A 15,430-nucleotide genomic window follows, 5' to 3' on the forward strand; every position below is an offset into this window, starting at 1 on the left:
GCGGCAAAAGCGTGATTATACGTTTCTCCGGGCCCTCCCGGCAAAGCGGTTTCGCTCGGCAACGGTGTGATGACGTTTCGCTGAATCACCCAACGCGCTAGAATGGGCGGCTATCCAAGCCCCGGTGGGCATTGACTTACCATCGACGGTCATCATCCCAAGGACCATTCCAAGGGTTTTATGCGCAAGGTGTCTGCACTGTTACTGGCCTCTGAACGCCGTGCCATCAGCGGCCTGGCGGGGTTGTACGCGTCTCGTATGTTGGGGCTTTTCATGGTCCTGCCCGTGCTGGCGCTGTATGCCGACGGTCTGGCAGGCTCGACGCCGCTGCTGGTGGGGGTGGCGTTAGGGATCTATGGGCTGACCCAGGCGCTTCTGCAAATCCCCTTCGGTTTATGGTCTGACCGGGTTGGTCGCAAACGCGTGATTGCCTTTGGGCTGGTACTGTTTGCGCTGGGCAGCGTGGTGGCAGCGCTTGCTGATTCCATCGCCGTCATGATTGTCGGCCGTGCCCTGCAGGGCAGTGGGGCGGTGGCCGCGGCCATCATGGCGCTGCTGGCGGATCAGACCCGTGAGCAGGTGCGTACTGCGGCGATGGCAACGATTGGCTTATCGATTGGCGTGGCATTTGCTCTGGCCATGGTGATTGGACCCTGGCTGGCGGCGTGGGCAGGGCTTGCCGGTGTGTTCTGGCTGACGGTACTGCTGACGCTGTTGGGCCTGATCGTTTTGTGGCGCTGGGTGCCGCCCGCGCCGCGCCGTGTCCAGCACCGCGATGTGGGCATGGACCGTCGGCAGTTGAGGAGTGTGCTGTCACGCCCGGAACTCTGGCGGCTCGACGTGTCGATTTTTGCGCTGCACTTCGTGCTGATGGCGATTTTTGTGGCCGTACCGTTTCGCTTGCTTGAGGCGGGAATCAGCGCGGCGCATCATGGCCTGGCCTATCTGGCGATCATGGGATTTTCGTTTATCGCCATGCTGCCGCTGATGATCGTGGCCGAGAAGCGCCAGCGCATGACACGCATCTGCCTGCTGGCGATTGGCGCCATTACGGTCAGCCTGGCGGGTTTGGGGCTTCCGGTCTCTGAAGGCTATTGGTTATTTCCATGGCTGTTTATTTTCTTTACCGGCTTTAACCTGTTGGAAGCCACCCTTCCGTCGATGCTCAGCAAGCTGGCACCGGCCGGGGCGAAGGGGACTGCCATGGGCGTCTATTCCACCAGCCAGTTCCTGGGGGCATTTCTAGGCGGCACCTTGGGTGGCGTGCTGGCAAGTGTCGGAGGGCTGGACGCGGTATTTCTCGGCTGCGCACTGCTGGCGCTATTGTGGTGGGGCGCGATGCTGAATATGCCATCACCACCGCCGTTGAGCAGTGAGGTGGTGGCACTGGGCGACACCGAAGGCGATACTATGGACGTGCTGCTTGAGCATCTAGCAGGCGTGGCAGGCGTCGAGGATGTCATGGTCGTGCCCGAAGAGCGGCTAGCGTATTTGAAGGTCAATCGGCAGCAGCTTGATCAAGCAACGCTTGCTAAGCTGGTAACACCCCCGAAATCATAAAAGGGGTGGGGTAATAGTGCGTCGCTGGGACGCTGTCGACGTTTATCGATATCAATTGAAAGGAGCGCCTTATGGCTCGCGGCATTAACAAGGTTATCTTGATCGGCAACCTCGGACAGGATCCTGAGGTACGATTCACGCCCTCCGGCACGGCGGTTGCCAACCTTAACCTGGCCACCACCGATACCTGGATGGACCGCCAGAGCGGTCAGCGCCAGGAGCGCACCGAGTGGCACCGGGTGGTGATGTTCAACAAAACCGCCGAAATTGCCCAGCAATACCTCAAGAAAGGCTCCAAGGTGTACATCGAAGGTCGTTTGCAAACCCGCAAATGGCAGGACCAGAATGGCCAGGACCGCTACAGCACTGAAATCGTTGCCAATGACATGCAGATGCTTGATTCCCGCGGTGGTGATTACCAGGGCGGCGGGGCGCCCAATAACTATGCGCAAGGTGGGCAGGGTGGCCAACCCCAGCCGCCTCAGGGTGACCAATACGGCGGACAAGGCGCTAACCAGCCGCAGCGAGCGCCGCAGCAAAACCAGCCCGCACCGCCCCAAGGCCAGCAAAACAACCAGTATGGCGCCCCTGACCCCGGCAATTTCGATGATTTCGATGACGAGATTCCGTTCTAAGTGACGCTCAATGACGCGAGTGAAGGTAAGGGAGACAGGCCGTCTTGAAGCTTTTGATACTCGATGCGGGCCACTGCCTGAGTCTGGCGCTGGCCCGCGAAACCAGTCGCCGTTCAGATACTGAGCTGGTGATTGAACAAGCGACGCAGGTGAATGCCGAGCGTCTACGGGAGGTGTCGCCGGATGCGGTGATTGTGCCGCCATTGGCGCACCCCCTGAACATGGCCCCCGCCGCCGTTATGGAGCACGCCGACGCCGTTGAGGTCTGCCTCGAGGCCTGCCGAGCAGAAGACGTGGCGCTCGTCTGGTGTGTGTCTGATCAGCTTTACGAAGACGGCTTCGACGTCGCCATCGATGAGCATGTCGTTCCGGCACCACGTGATGAAAGCCTGCGCCGTCTGGTACAAACCGGCAATCGTATCCGGGCTGATTATGCGCGCCACCTGATTGTTCGCCTGGGGCCGCTGTTCGCCCTTGAGGGCAGTCATGCGTGGCTCAACGAGCTGTTGGATAGCCTGGTCATGGGTGACAGCGTGCGCGCGGCGGAAGACGTCATCTTTTGCCCTACCTCGGCGGATGCCGTGGCCCTTGCGCTGATCGGTATGCTCCAGCAGCAGTCCTGCGGCGCGGATGCCTGGGGCGCCTATCACCTGGCGGGAACTGAGCCGGTGAGCGCCTTTACCTTTACCTCCATGGTGAGAACGCAACTATTGACGCATCTTGAAGGTCGTGGCGAGCAAGTGACGCTAGGTGACGTCAAGGCATTGAAGCATCACCATGATGCCAAGTTGCGGCGCGTGCTGAATTGTCGACGGGTGCTCAACGTGTTTGGTGTCCATCAAAAGCCGTGGCGCTTGGAGGTCGGGCGCATGCTCGATGCCTGGTGTTTAACGCGTGATCAGAAGGGTGTCGACGGCACAGGAGCGTCGTCTTGAAGCAAGTGGTTCGCAGCGTGGTATTTTACGCAGGGTATTTTGCTGCCCTCTTGGTGATTGGCGTGCTGTTCCTGCCGATCGCGCCTTTTTTACCCCTGGCCGGGCGTTATCGCCTGCTCAATCTATATAATTATTTTCTGATGTTCTGGTTTCGCATTGCCTGCGGCGTGCGCTACGACATCCAGGGCGCGCATCACCTGCCGGACGGGCCCTGTGTGATTCAGGCAAACCACCAAAGCGAGTGGGAAACGGTTTTTCTGCAGGTGATGAAGCCGCCGGTATGTACCGTATTGAAACGTGAGCTGCTGCGCCTGCCCATCTTTGGCTGGGGCTTGCGTTTGCTGCACCCGATCAGCCTGGACCGCTCCAAACCGGCGCGGGCCATCAAGCAGGTGCTGGGCCAGGGCGTTGAACGGCTGAATACAGGGCTTTCGGTGCTGATTTTTCCTGAAGGCACCCGGGTCGAGCCCGGGGAGCGCAGGCGTTACAACAAAAGCGGTAGTGTGGTTGCCTGTCGCGCAGGGGTGCCGGTATTACCCGTGGCCCATAATGCGGGAGAGCGGTGGCCGGGGCGCCATTGGGTTAAACGCCCGGGCGTGCTGCGGGTGCGTATTGGCGAACCGATTGAAACGGCAGGACGGACCTCGGATGAGGTGCTGGCTGATGTCGAGGCGTGGATAGAGGCCCAACTGGTTGAGATCTCGGATATCCCGAGACCGCAATAAAGTCCTTATATTGGCTGAGTATAAAAAACGCCCCCCGCGGATTCGCAGGGGGCGTTTTCATGGTGCTTACCGCCGATTATCCCGCAAGGTTATTCGGCGTAGCGCTGAAACACCAGGCAGGCATTGGTGCCGCCAAAGCCGAAGCTGTTGGACAGCACTCGATCGATTGCCACGTCATCGCGGCGCTCGGTAACGATATCGAAGCCGTCGGCCTGCTCGTCGAGGTGTTCCACATTGGCCGAGGCGGCCACGAAACGGTGCTGCATCATGAGCAGCGAGTAGACCGCCTCCTGTACCCCGGTGGCGCCCAACGAGTGGCCGGTCAGCGATTTGGTCGAGCTCATCGCCGGTGTTGAATTGCCAAATACCTCGCGGACCGCTTTGAGCTCGGCTACATCGCCCACCGGCGTTGATGTGCCGTGGGTGTTGATATAATCAATATCACCCTCAACGGTTGCCATGGCTTGGCGCATACAGCGAGTCGCCCCTTCGCCGGAAGGTGCCACCATGTCGTAGCCGTCGGACGTGGCGCCATAGCCTACCAGCTCGCCGTAAATCTTGGCGCCGCGGGCCTTGGCATGTTCCAGTTCTTCGAGCACCAGCATGCCGCCGCCGCCAGCGATCACAAAGCCGTCACGGGCCTGGTCGTAAGGGCGCGATGCCTTGTCGGGCGACGCGTTATAGTGGGTGGAAAGCGCCCCCATGGCGTCGAACAGGCAGGACAGCGTCCAGTGTTCCTCTTCGCCACCGCCAGCAAAGACCACGTCCTGCTTGCCGAGCTGAATCTGCTCCATCGCACTGCCGATACAGTGTGCCGAGGTAGCGCAGGCCGACGAAATGGAATAGTTCACGCCCTTGATCTTGAACGGCGTTGCCAGGCACGCCGAGACGGTACTGCCCATGGTGCGGGTGACGCGGTAGGGGCCTACGCGACGCAGTCCCTTTTCGCGCAGCACATCGGCGGCTTCCACCTGGTTGGCGCTCGAGGCGCCGCCAGAGCCTGCAATCAGGCCGGTTCGCTCGTTGGATACCTGATCGTCGGCAAGCCCCGCGTCTTCGATGGCCTGCGCCATGGAAATATACGCATAAGCTGCTGCATCGCCCATGAACCGCAGCAGTTTGCGGTCAATGAGCGATTCGAGGGCAATATCAACGCTGCCTGCTACCTGGCTGCGAAAGCCACGTTCAGCATAGTCTTCTTTGAAGCGAATGCCGCTACGGCCACTTCTAAGCGCCTCAAGGACCTGTTGTTGGTCATTGCCCAGGCACGACACAATGCCAAGGCCGGTGACTACCACTCGTCGCATGGGAGCCTCCTGTTAAAAATTCGCAGTGGAGGTGAATAGGCCAACGCGCAAATCATTAGCCTGATAGATATCACGACCGTCTACCGAGACGGTGCCGTCGGCCATGCCCAGAATCAGCCGACGAGTAATGATGCGTTTCATGTTGATACGATAAGTTACTTTTTGCGCGTCGGGAAGTATCTGGCCGCTGAACTTCACTTCACCGCAGCCGAGTGCGCGGCCGCGGCCAGGGTGGCCCAGCCATCCCAGGTAGAAGCCAACCAGCTGCCACATGGCATCAAGCCCCAGGCAGCCTGGCATGACCGGGTCACCAGGGAAATGGCAATCGAAAAACCATAGGTCGGGTGTGATATCCAATTCGGCAATCAATTCGCCTTTATTGTACTCGCCGCCTGCTTCGTGAATGTGCGTGATGCGGTCAAGCATCAGCATGTTGGGAGCTGGCAGTTGGGCATTACCCGGGCCAAAAAGTTCGCCGCGGGAGCAGGCCAGCAGTTCATCGCGATCAAAGGAGTGTTGCTTGGTCACTGAATCTTTCCAAGTATCAGGGTAAAAGGTTGGGCCTAGTCTACTTCCCGAAACCGCTGAATGCACGTAACGGGCTTATTATTGGCGTGCCCTACAGATTTTTTACGGGCGGCCGAAAGTATAATGAGGCAAATAGTGTAGAGTCGAATGATTGGTTTTGCACATTAAACGGCTTATTGACGTAAGATTGACGTTCCGTTGCCTGTCAGGCGTCGTCATGACGCTGATCTAATTCTTTTGGGAGCAACTCTTAGCCCGTTTTTATAGGATGTCGTGAACAAGCATGTGGCTTCCCGTTTCCCTTAGTCGCCCCCTGGTCTGGGCTGCGTTGGTGGCACTGCCCGCCTGCATCTGGATTCCCGATGCCGCGCTGCGCATGGTCGCGGCATCGGTGGTGGCGCTTGGGCTCTGGGATGCGTGGCGTCAGGTGCGTCAACAGCGTCTCAGGTTGCGCCTCTCGCAGGATGCGATCGGGCTTGCCAATGATGCGATGGTCATCAGTGACATAGATAACCGTGTTCTTGCCGTTAACCCTGCGTTCACTGAAATTACCGGCTATGAAAGTCATGAAATACTGGGGCTAAAGCTCGAAACACTGGCAGCCCCGAGGCACGATAAAACATTCTACCAGCATTTCTGGAGCACACTTAAAAACACCGGGCGCTGGGAAGGCGAGATGTGGAACCGCCGCAAGCACGGCGATGAATACCCCGAGTGGCTCAAGGTGCGTGCCATCACCGATAAACGCGGCAAGATAACCCATTTCATTAGCCTTTTTGCCGATATTTCCGCCCAGAAAGCCCGTGAGCGCGATCTGCGGCGCATCGGCTATGAGGACCCGCTGACCGGGCTGCCCAACCGGCGGCGTCTGCACGACCTGATGGAATCACGCCTGCGCAGTCTGCGCGCGGGAGAGAGTCTGGATATTGCGCTGATCGATATTGACGGTTTGAAATCGGTGAACGACAGCATGGGGGTTGAGCAGGGTGACCGTTTGCTGGCGCGTTTTGCCCAGCGGTTGACGAGCTATATGGCGGGCAGCGTCGTCGGACGTCTAGGCGGCGATGAATTCATGGTCATGCGCACCACGACCTATGATGATCACGATAAGTGGGTGGCGAACCTGCGTGACCACATGAGCAACCCGTTTGAGATCCAGGAGCAGTCGTTGCGTCTGGGTTTGACCATCGGCAGCTGTCGAGTCCCGGAAGACGGGCGTGACTCCGGGGTGTTGTTTCAACGGCTGGAGTCGGCGTTATACAACGCCAAACGGCTGGGGCGTAACCACAGTCTGCGTTTTCGCCCCGCCCTGGACAAGCAGGACAATCCGCAATTGTCGCTGGTCAGCGACCTGCGTGCCGCCCTCGTCTCGGGGGATCAACTGGAGCTGTATTTTCAGACCCAGCATCACCCCGGTACGGGCGAGCTGCTTGGCATGGAGGCGCTGCTGCGCTGGCAGCACCCGCGCGATGGGATGATATCGCCGGGTGAATTCATCCCCTTGGCCGAGCGCCACGGTTTGATGGCGGAGCTGGGTAGCTGGGTGATTGAAAAGGCCTGCGCTCAGCAGGCGCACTGGGCCAATAGTGACATGCCGACGCTGACCATGTGGGTCAACATCTCGGCGCTGCAACTCTTTCATGGTGATCTTGAAAGCCAACTGGCCACCTGCCTGAAGCGCTACCGGATAACGTCTGCTCACATCGGCCTGGAACTCACCGAATCGGTCCTGCTGGACGAGCGCGCAGGCGACATGGGGCCGCGTCTGAAAGCGCTACGCGACCAAGGCTATGCCATTGCGATCGACGACTTCGGTACCGGCTATTCATCGCTTGGCTACCTGAAGCGCCTGCCGGTGGACAAGATAAAGCTCGACCGAGCGTTCATTCGAGAATTGCCCGGTGACCAGGCCGATGCTGCGATTGTGAAGGCGGTGCTGTCGATGGCCAAGGGACTGGGGCTTGATGTGATTGCCGAAGGCGTCGAAACCAAAGAGCAGTGCGATTTTCTGGTTGATGCGGGCTGTCATATGGTGCAAGGGTTTTATTTCGCCCGTCCTCAGCCCGCGCACGAACTCGAGCAACGTTTGCTTCCTAAAGCCCAGCCTGCCAAGGCTCGCACCGGCGAAGTGGCAAGCTCAGGGCGCTAGTGGGTGTCGGCATGGCGATATTGCCAGCGACGGTAATAGCGGCAAACGCCAAGGCAGAGGAGTGCCCATACCAGCGCCTGGGCGGGCAGCAGCCAAGGCGCCAGGGTGACCTCGGTGAGGGCGGCGCCGGCAAAATACGACAAGGGACCGCCCAGCGCGCCCAGCACCGCTGCCAGCCAGGGCCATTGCCATAGCCACGCAAGCGAGTGATGCACCAGAGTGGCGAACAGCGGCCAGAGCATCCACAGCCATAACGGCAATAAGCCCGCGATGAGCCGTTGATCGGCAAATATCAGCCCCCCGGCCAGCTGTAGACCGCCGTCGACCGCGAGCCCTAATAAGGCAAAGGCCGCCACCAGTCGCCACTCCCCTGGTTTACCGACATACCGCAAATGCAGTGCAATCCAGGCACTGCCAGCCACCGCGGCAACCCAGGAGCCTCCCAGCACGCACAGCGTCCAGATCACTTCAAAGCCCAGAGCGTTAACGAGCACTGCCACCAAGCGCCGCCGGGCGAGCATTACAGCGCTCCGGTCAAGGGGGCCGGTTTGGCAGCGGGCTTGGCCAGCAGTAAGTGACAGGTGCCAATCGAACGCTCCAGGAAACCGCCCTCGCAGTAGCACAGGTAATAACGCCACATGCGAATAAAGCGTTCGTCATAACCCAGTGCTTGAACATCCTCCAGGTGGGCCTCGAAGCGGTGGCGCCATTCGCGCAGGGTACGCGCGTAATGCTGGCCAATTTCATCGAGCGCTACCATGTTGAGCGATGTCTTGCGCATCAGGCTGCTGGCAATGGCGTGGTGGGAAGGTAAAAAGCCGCCGGGGAAGATATACCGCTTGATAAAGTCCATATCCCGCTTGGCGCCATCAAAGCGCTGGTCGCGGATGGTAATCGCCTGGAGCATGGCTTGACCGTCATCGGTCAACAGGCTGTCGACCTTGCGCAGGTAGGTATCCAGGTACTGGTGGCCGACGGCTTCAATCATTTCGACGGAAATCAGCCGGTCATAGCGGCCGGTCAGTTCACGGTAGTCCTGTTTCAGCAGCGTGATGCGCGCTTCCAGACCTTCTTCCTTAATGCGCTTTGCGGTATAGGCGTATTGTTCTTCGGAAATAGTGGTCGTCGTCACCTGGCAGCCGCGGGTCTTGGCCGCATGGATGGCAAGCCCGCCCCAGCCCGTGCCGATTTCCAGCAAATGGTGCTCGGGTAGCACGTTGAGCTTGTCGAGCATGACATCCAGCTTGTAGGTCGAGGCTTCTTCCAGACTGGCATCCGGGTAGGGAAAGACGGCGCTGGAGTACATCCAGTGGTGCTTGTCGAGAAAGGTGGCAAACAGGTCGTTGCCGATATCATAGTGCGCGGCGATGTTGCGTCTGGAGCCGGTCAGGCTGTTGCGCTGAAAACGATGCACCAGGCCCATCAGCCAGCGTGTCATGCGCGCGCTGCCGTTCTCGAGATGGCCGTTGACCTGGTCCAGGTTAATGGCAAACAGGCGCACCAGGGCGACCAGGTCATCGGCGTCCCAGTCATTGTCCATGTAAGCCTCGGCGGCGCCCACGGTGCCGCCGAAAGCCAGTCGCTTCCAGGCGCGTGCATGGCGGACGACGACGGTGACGTGAAGCTCCCCGCCCCGACCCAGATGGTGGCATTGATTGCCTTCAATCAGGGTAATGTGGCCACCGGTAAAGGTGTCCAGCTGCGCGATCAGCCGCTTTTTCAGCCAGCGGGTGACACGCCCCTGGGGGGCGGGTTGAATATCAGGCGGCGTGGAACGCAGGGTCGTCATTTCGAGGTCTCCTTGCGCTTGGGGTGGTTGTAGACAGGGTTGCGCTTCAACCACAGCCGAAGCGCCTCAAAATGAATGCCGGTGATGGTTTTCAGGCTTATCCATGGCTGGCGCGCCAGAGTGGTCAGCAACACCCTGGCGGTGGCGGGGGCCGCCTCCAGGGTCAGGGTGGCGTCGAAGTGACGCTGCCCGGCCTGCCAGTTTTCCATGTGCAGTAACAGCTGCTCGCCCGGTGTGTTAAATCGCCATCGGTAAGTCATGTCCATGGGGTTGAACGGTGAGACGTGCATGGCTTTATCGAAGGTCGCGTGGTGGCTGTGGCGGTGGCCATCGACACGGCAGGCGTAACAGGTGCGCTCACGCCAGGGCATGTTGGTCACTTCGCCAAGCACCGCTGCCAGCTGGCCTGCCCGGTCGTAGGCGTAATACATCGAGATAGGGTTGAACATGGCGCCCAGCGTGCGCAGCTGCGTCAATACGCAGATTCGGCCCTCGGGGGCGCTGCCCAACTGGCGTGTCAGCTCTTCGCGGACGGCGGTGGCCAGCGGGCGATCCGTCGGGCCGAGATAGTCTTCGCGGCGAAAGCGTGCCAGCGCCGCGCCTCTGGCGCTGAACCCCGGCACACCGTCAAACAGCATCGGCAGCTCGTCCAGGTCCAGCCAGGCCATCCACAGCTGGTAATCAAAACGGTGCGTGTGAGGCGTGAAACGTCGGTGACGCAGGGTGCCGCGATATACCCGTGAATGTGGCGTCGTCATCATCCCGCGTCACCCCCCTGATAGGCATCGAACAGCTCCGTGGTGGGCAGCGCTGTGGGGGCGGTGAGCGGGGTGTGCGCTTCGTCACAACCCAGCGAGCGGGCAACGCGCAGTGCGCTCCAGACCCCGTCTTCATGGAAGCCGTTGCGCCAGTAGGCACCACAGAAGTGGGTGCGTCGGGCAGGCGATGAAATCTCGTCGTGACGCTGCTGGGCAGCATGCCCCGCCAGGGTGAACTGTGGGTGGGCGTAGGTGTAGCGTCCCAGCACCCTGGCGGGGTCGATACTGTCTGAATCATTGAGGGTGACGCAAAACGTGGTGTCCGCATCCAGCCGCTGAAGAATGTTCATGTTGTAGGTCACCGAGACCCGTTCGTCGGCGCCGCGACCGTCAAGGCGGTAATTCCAGCTGGCCCAGGCACGTTGTCGGCGTGGCAACAGCGAGGTGTCGGTATGCAGGACCACCTCGTTATCCTGATAGGGCATGGCGCCGAGAATCTCGCTTTCAGCCGCGGTCGGGTCATCCAGCATGGCCAGGGCCTGGTCGGCATGGCAGGCCAGTACGACCTGATCAAAGCGCTGGGTGCCTTGAGCGGTGGTGATCATCACCCCGGTATCCGTGCGGGTAATGCCGGAAACCGGGGTGTTCAGGTGAATACGGTCCGCATAGGGCGCGGTCAACTGTGGAATGTAGCGGCGTGAACCACCCACCAGCGTGTACCACTGGGGACGGTGGTTGACCGATAGCAGCCCGTGGTTGCGGAAAAAACGGACAAAAAAGGTCAGCGGAAAGGATCGCAAGTCGCCAATACTCGCCGACCAGATGGCCGCACCCATGGGCAGCAGGTAGCGCCGCTGGAAGGCCTGGCCGTAGCCGTGACGGTCCAGATAGTCGCCAAGCGTCATGTCCTGGGCAAGCCGACCGTTCTCCAGGTCCGCAGTGGCCTGCTTGTTGAAGCGCATGATATCGCCGAGTAAGCGATAAAAAGCAGGATTCAGCAGGTTGCGGCGCTGGGCAAACAGCGAGGTCAAGGTGTGGCCGTTGTATTCAAAGTCAACGCTGGTCTCGTGTACCGAAAAACTCATTTCGGTGGCCTGGCTGGGGACATCCAGGGCATCCAGCAGGCGCTGAAAATGCGGATAGGTCCAGTCGTTGAAGACGATGAAGCCGGTATCGATGGCATAAGAAGTGCCCGACACCTCGACGTCCATGGTGGCCGTGTGGCCGCCCAGCCGGTCGTCGGCCTCGAACAGGGTGACGTCATGCCGGGCGGAAAGATACCAGCCAGCTGCCATACCGCTGATGCCGCTGCCGATCACGGCGATACGCTGTGAACCCAAGGTGCTCATCGGGAAGCCTCTTGCTGGCGCGTCATGCGCAGGCCGATTCGGCGGCGCAGGGCGGGCGGCAGTATGCCGAGAAACTTCACCAGGTAGGTAAAGCGGCGCGGAAAATGAATATCCAGATGGCCTTTGACCAAGCCGTTGATAATCGCCTCGGCGGCGGTGTCAGCGCTTACCTGCATGGGCATGGGGAAGTCATTGCGCTCGGTCAGCGGCGTCTTGACGAAGCCTGGGTGAATCAGGCTGACGTCGATGCCTTCCTGGTCAAGGTCAAGGCGCAGCGACTCCAGGAAATAGCTGACGGCCGCCTTGGAGGCGCCATAGGCTTCAGCCCGGGGTAACGGCAGGTAGGCAGAAGCGCTCGAAGTGGCCGCAAGCCGGGCGGGCTTGCCTTCCCGGCGGGCGGCACGCAATAAGGGAAGGGCCGCCTCGACGCCATACAGGGTGCCAAACAGGTTGGGGGTGAAAACACGTTCGATCAGGTCCATGTCAAACTGCTGGGCATTGAGGTATTCACAGGTGCCTGCGTTGAGCAGAACCAGGTCAAGGGCGCCCAACTGCTCGCCGATCTGCTGGCCCGCGGCCAACACCGCATGGCGGTCGCTGACGTCGAGCGGCAGCGGGTGGGCGTTGGGGTGGTCCTGGCACAGCGCTTCCAGCGCCTCGTGGTTGCGGGCGCTGAGTACGACCTGATGACCCTGGGCAATAAGCTTTCTGGCCAAGGCGTCGCCAATCCCCGAGGTCGCACCCGTCAGCCAGATACGCTGGGGGGTTGTCCATGTGCTCATCGAACCTCTCCTGTTACACCCTGTGGGCACCTTGGTCAGATGCCCCAGGCAACGTAATGATTAATCAAGACGATGCTTTAACCAGCGAATGACCCGCCCCATTACCGGGAGGTGCTCATAGAGCATCGCCCCGGCGTCAAAGTAGTCCCTGTGTCGCGCTACACGTCCGTCGTCAGCAAATGTCAACGCACTGCACCCCTCTACCTTGATCGTACGTCCCCCTGCCAGCTTTGGATGCACGAATGTCATGGTCCAGGTGACAAATGCCTGACTGCCCTGGCGCTGGCGCGTGTGATAAACGAATTGGCAGTGCTCGACGTTTTCATACATCGCGGCAAAATAGCGCGACAGCGCGGGGCGACCTTCAACGTTATGCAGCGGGTCGCTGAAAATTATATCGTCAGTATATACTTCGTACAGCTTTTCTGTACAGGTGTTGTCAAGTTTATTGAAAAAGGCGCAAAAATCTTCCAGTGCCTTGTCCTGTGACATGAAGACTCCTGAAGTCGTTAGGCGGTTAGCGGGCCGGTATCAGTCTGACAGCGCCTTGAAGGCATCGAGTGCCCGTTGACGTGCTGCCTTGTGATCGACAATGGGGGCGGGGTAGTCCAGTTGGGTCAGCAGGTCGCGCGGTGGTGCATGGCGGGCTTTGGTCGGCAAGGCGGCAAGCTCGGGCAGCCAGTGGGCGATAAAGTCGCCGTTGGGGTCAAAGCGCGTGGATTGCATGGTGGGATTGAAGATTCGGAAATACGGGGCGGCGTCGGTACCCGTTGAGGCCGCCCACTGCCAGCCACCGTTGTTGGCACCAAACTCGCCATCGACCAGGTGGCGCAGAAAAAACGCTTCACCCCGGCGCCAGTCGATCAGCAGGTGCTTGCTCAGAAACATCGCGGTGACCATGCGCAGCCGATTGTGCATCCAGCCAGTGGTGACCAGCTGGCGCATGGCGGCGTCGACCAGCGGGTAGCCGGTACGGCCCTCGCACCAGGCGTTGAAGGCGTCGGGGTCATCGCGCCAGGCAAGTTTACGGGTATGGGCCTGAAACGGCTGGTGGCGGCATACCTGAGGAAAGCCGACGGCCACGTGCTGGTAAAATTCCCGCCAGATAAGCTCACTGACCCAGGCGGTCAGGCCTTTATCGCCATCGGCCAAATGTCCGCCATTCTCGCTCATGACGGCCTGCATGCACTGACGATAGGAGATCATTCCCAGCGCCAGATAGGGCGAAAGCTCGCTGGTGCCGCGCACCTTTGGGAAGTCCCGCTGATCGCTGTAGTGGCGGCCACGGAAGCGTAAGAAGCGTTCCAGGCGGTCGCTGGCGGCGTACTCTCCTGCAGGCCACTGGTCAGCATCGACGGGGGTGGCATCAAGATCCGGGAGTGTCGGCAAAGGGTCGCTATCGATACCCAGTGGCGATTGAGCATCCGGCGTGTCGCGCAGTGCCAACTGGTCGGCGGTGATCTGCTTGTGCCAGGCCTTGGCAAAGGGTGTGAAGACGCCGTAATAGTCGCCCTTGCCGGTCAGTAGCGTCCCGGGGGCAAAGGCCACCGCATCATGATGCCCGTGTGCCGCAATGTCCGCCTGCTTGAAGGACTCGATGACCGCCTGGTCGCGACGCTGCTCATTGAGGGGATACTCAAGGTTGAAGTGCAACTGCTCGATCTGGTGCTCGCGGGCAATCTCCAGCAAGCTGGCGGGCGCCTCATCGAACGACGCGATATCCCGATGCAGAAGCGGAATGTTCAGCCCCTCGAGTGCTTCTTTGAGGGCCGTAACGCCACGTGTCCAGAAGTCGATCTTGTTGATGCCATGGCCGTGCGCCTGCCACTGGTCCACCGAGCGCAGAAAGACGGCAACCACCGGCCCTTTTGCAGCGGCGGCGGCAAGCGCGGTGTTATCGTGGATGCGCAGGTCACTACGCAGCCAAACCAACTGTCGAGACATGGGAACTCCTGCAGGGCGATGGTCAAGCGGGTAGCCACCGCCGCTGCGGCGGTGTCACTCAGTTTGTCAAAGGACGCCTGATTCGCGCAGTAACGGGCGCAAGCGGGCGATGGCTTGAGGCAGGTCATCGCCCAGCATATGCACGGAGGTATCGCGCAGATCGGCGTCGCGCAGGCGGGCGACTTCACCACAAACGCCGATGGGCACATTTAACGTGGCAGCGGCATCCGGCAGCGCCTGGCGAATATAGCGGTCGTCTTCCCGCTGGCCGCTGGACAGCAGCACCATCGAAGAATGCAGGCGTGCGACTGCCTGGGGGAGGTCTTCAAGCGGCAGGGAGTGATCCAGCAGCTGCACACGGTAACCCTGTTCGCTGGCCATCAGCGCTGACATCAGGACCCACAGGGGGCCGGGATCGTCGGGCATCGCATTAAGCAGGATCAACGGACCGCGGGTGGCCTGATTGGCGTAATGCAGGCGGATTCCCACCTGGCTGCGCAAGAAGGCTTCGAATGTGCGGCGGACAAGGGCATCAGGTTGCACCGCCCACTTGGCTTCCAGCGTCAGCACCACCGGCTGCCACAGTTCGTTGATCGCGGTGCTCAACGGATAGAGCGCCAGGCTCTGGTGATAGAAGGCTTCCAGCCTGGGCAGATCGAGCGCTTCGATGACCGCCTGCAACTGCTGGCGCTGGCTTACCCAATCGCCGGCGTCGGGTACCGGCGCCTCAACGGTGTCGGGTTGGTCGAGCAGGTCCGCGACCTGGCTGACCGGGACGCCGCGATTGAGCCACTGCAGGATGCGTTCGATGCGCGTAATGTCATCCTGGGCATACAGCCGGTGGCCTTTGGGCGTGCGCTTGGGGCAGATTAAACCGTAACGTCGCTCCCAGGCACGCAGGGTAACCGAATTAACGCCCGTCAGACGGGAAACTTCCCGAATGGGATAAAGTGGGGTATCGGGTGGGTG

The 15,430-nt window shown here is 60.4% G+C and carries 15 protein-coding genes; 5 read left to right on the forward strand and 10 right to left on the reverse strand.

The features are described from left to right. Positions 1-180: 180 nt before the first annotated feature. The 4 genes from ADS46_RS08835 (at position 181) to ADS46_RS08850 (ending at position 3,855) form a co-directional block, all read left to right on the forward strand. The gene (locus tag ADS46_RS08835; RefSeq protein WP_066318994.1) at positions 181-1,560 is read left to right on the forward strand and encodes an MFS transporter; all 1,380 of its coding nucleotides are present in this window, start codon (positions 181-183) and stop codon (positions 1,558-1,560) included. 71 nt (positions 1,561-1,631) lie between these two features. Further along, complete coding sequence (gene ssb / locus ADS46_RS08840; RefSeq protein WP_066318997.1) at positions 1,632-2,195, forward strand: single-stranded DNA-binding protein; 564 nt, start codon at positions 1,632-1,634, stop codon at positions 2,193-2,195. A 44-nt stretch (positions 2,196-2,239) separates the two neighbouring features. After that, positions 2,240-3,130 carry a sugar nucleotide-binding protein gene (locus ADS46_RS08845; RefSeq protein WP_066318998.1) on the forward strand — a complete coding sequence of 297 codons (891 nt, stop codon included), beginning with the start codon at positions 2,240-2,242 and terminating at the stop codon, positions 3,128-3,130. After that, the gene (locus ADS46_RS08850) at positions 3,127-3,855 is read left to right on the forward strand and encodes a lysophospholipid acyltransferase family protein (protein ID WP_066319001.1); all 729 of its coding nucleotides are present in this window, start codon (positions 3,127-3,129) and stop codon (positions 3,853-3,855) included. The genes ADS46_RS08845 and ADS46_RS08850 overlap by 4 nt, the downstream gene beginning before the upstream one ends. 89 nt (positions 3,856-3,944) lie before the next feature. Here the strand turns inward: ADS46_RS08850 and fabB are convergent, their stop codons facing one another. After that, a complete protein-coding gene (gene fabB, locus ADS46_RS08855) occupies positions 3,945-5,162 on the reverse strand; it encodes a beta-ketoacyl-ACP synthase I (RefSeq protein WP_066319003.1) in 1,218 nt (405 codons plus the stop codon). A gap of 12 nt (positions 5,163-5,174) precedes the next feature. After that, complete coding sequence (gene fabA, locus ADS46_RS08860; protein ID WP_066319005.1) at positions 5,175-5,690, reverse strand: 3-hydroxyacyl-[acyl-carrier-protein] dehydratase FabA; 516 nt, start codon at positions 5,688-5,690, stop codon at positions 5,175-5,177. A 283-nt stretch (positions 5,691-5,973) separates the two neighbouring features. Here fabA and ADS46_RS08865 point away from each other — a divergent pair, with 283 nt between their 5' ends. After that, complete coding sequence (locus ADS46_RS08865) at positions 5,974-7,839, forward strand: putative bifunctional diguanylate cyclase/phosphodiesterase (RefSeq protein ID WP_066319007.1); 1,866 nt, start codon at positions 5,974-5,976, stop codon at positions 7,837-7,839. Here ADS46_RS08865 and ADS46_RS08870 read toward each other — a convergent pair. The 8 genes from ADS46_RS08870 to ADS46_RS08905 form a co-directional block, all read right to left on the reverse strand. Continuing rightward, the gene (locus ADS46_RS08870; RefSeq protein WP_066319009.1) at positions 7,836-8,360 is read right to left on the reverse strand and encodes a DUF2878 domain-containing protein; all 525 of its coding nucleotides are present in this window, start codon (positions 8,358-8,360) and stop codon (positions 7,836-7,838) included. The genes ADS46_RS08865 and ADS46_RS08870 overlap by 4 nt on opposite strands. Beyond that, complete coding sequence (locus tag ADS46_RS08875; RefSeq protein WP_066319011.1) at positions 8,360-9,628, reverse strand: SAM-dependent methyltransferase; 1,269 nt, start codon at positions 9,626-9,628, stop codon at positions 8,360-8,362. The genes ADS46_RS08870 and ADS46_RS08875 overlap by 1 nt, the downstream gene beginning before the upstream one ends. Beyond that, entirely contained in the window at positions 9,625-10,389 is a 765-nt protein-coding gene (locus ADS46_RS08880) for a DUF1365 domain-containing protein (RefSeq protein ID WP_066319014.1), read from the reverse strand. Before ADS46_RS08880 ends, ADS46_RS08875 begins: the two co-directional genes overlap by 4 nt. Beyond that, positions 10,386-11,735: an NAD(P)/FAD-dependent oxidoreductase gene (locus ADS46_RS08885; RefSeq protein WP_066319015.1), complete on the reverse strand. Its 1,350-nt coding sequence runs from the start codon at positions 11,733-11,735 to the stop codon at positions 10,386-10,388. Before ADS46_RS08885 ends, ADS46_RS08880 begins: the two co-directional genes overlap by 4 nt. After that, positions 11,732-12,517 carry an SDR family NAD(P)-dependent oxidoreductase gene (locus tag ADS46_RS08890; protein ID WP_066319017.1) on the reverse strand — a complete coding sequence of 262 codons (786 nt, stop codon included), beginning with the start codon at positions 12,515-12,517 and terminating at the stop codon, positions 11,732-11,734. The genes ADS46_RS08885 and ADS46_RS08890 overlap by 4 nt, the downstream gene beginning before the upstream one ends. Positions 12,518-12,577: 60 nt before the next feature. Next, a complete protein-coding gene (locus ADS46_RS08895; protein WP_066319019.1) occupies positions 12,578-13,009 on the reverse strand; it encodes a nuclear transport factor 2 family protein in 432 nt (143 codons plus the stop codon). Between the two features lie 39 nt (positions 13,010-13,048). After that, on the reverse strand, positions 13,049-14,461 hold the full coding sequence (gene phrB, locus ADS46_RS08900; RefSeq protein ID WP_066319021.1) for a deoxyribodipyrimidine photo-lyase: 1,413 nt from the start codon (positions 14,459-14,461) through the stop codon (positions 13,049-13,051). Between the two features lie 66 nt (positions 14,462-14,527). Further along, positions 14,528-15,430: MerR family transcriptional regulator (locus ADS46_RS08905; RefSeq protein ID WP_066319023.1), on the reverse strand; the 903-nt coding region annotated here is incomplete at its 5' end.

The organism is Halomonas sp. G11 (genome assembly GCF_001663515.1).
Taxonomy (GTDB): domain Bacteria; phylum Pseudomonadota; class Gammaproteobacteria; order Pseudomonadales; family Halomonadaceae; genus Vreelandella.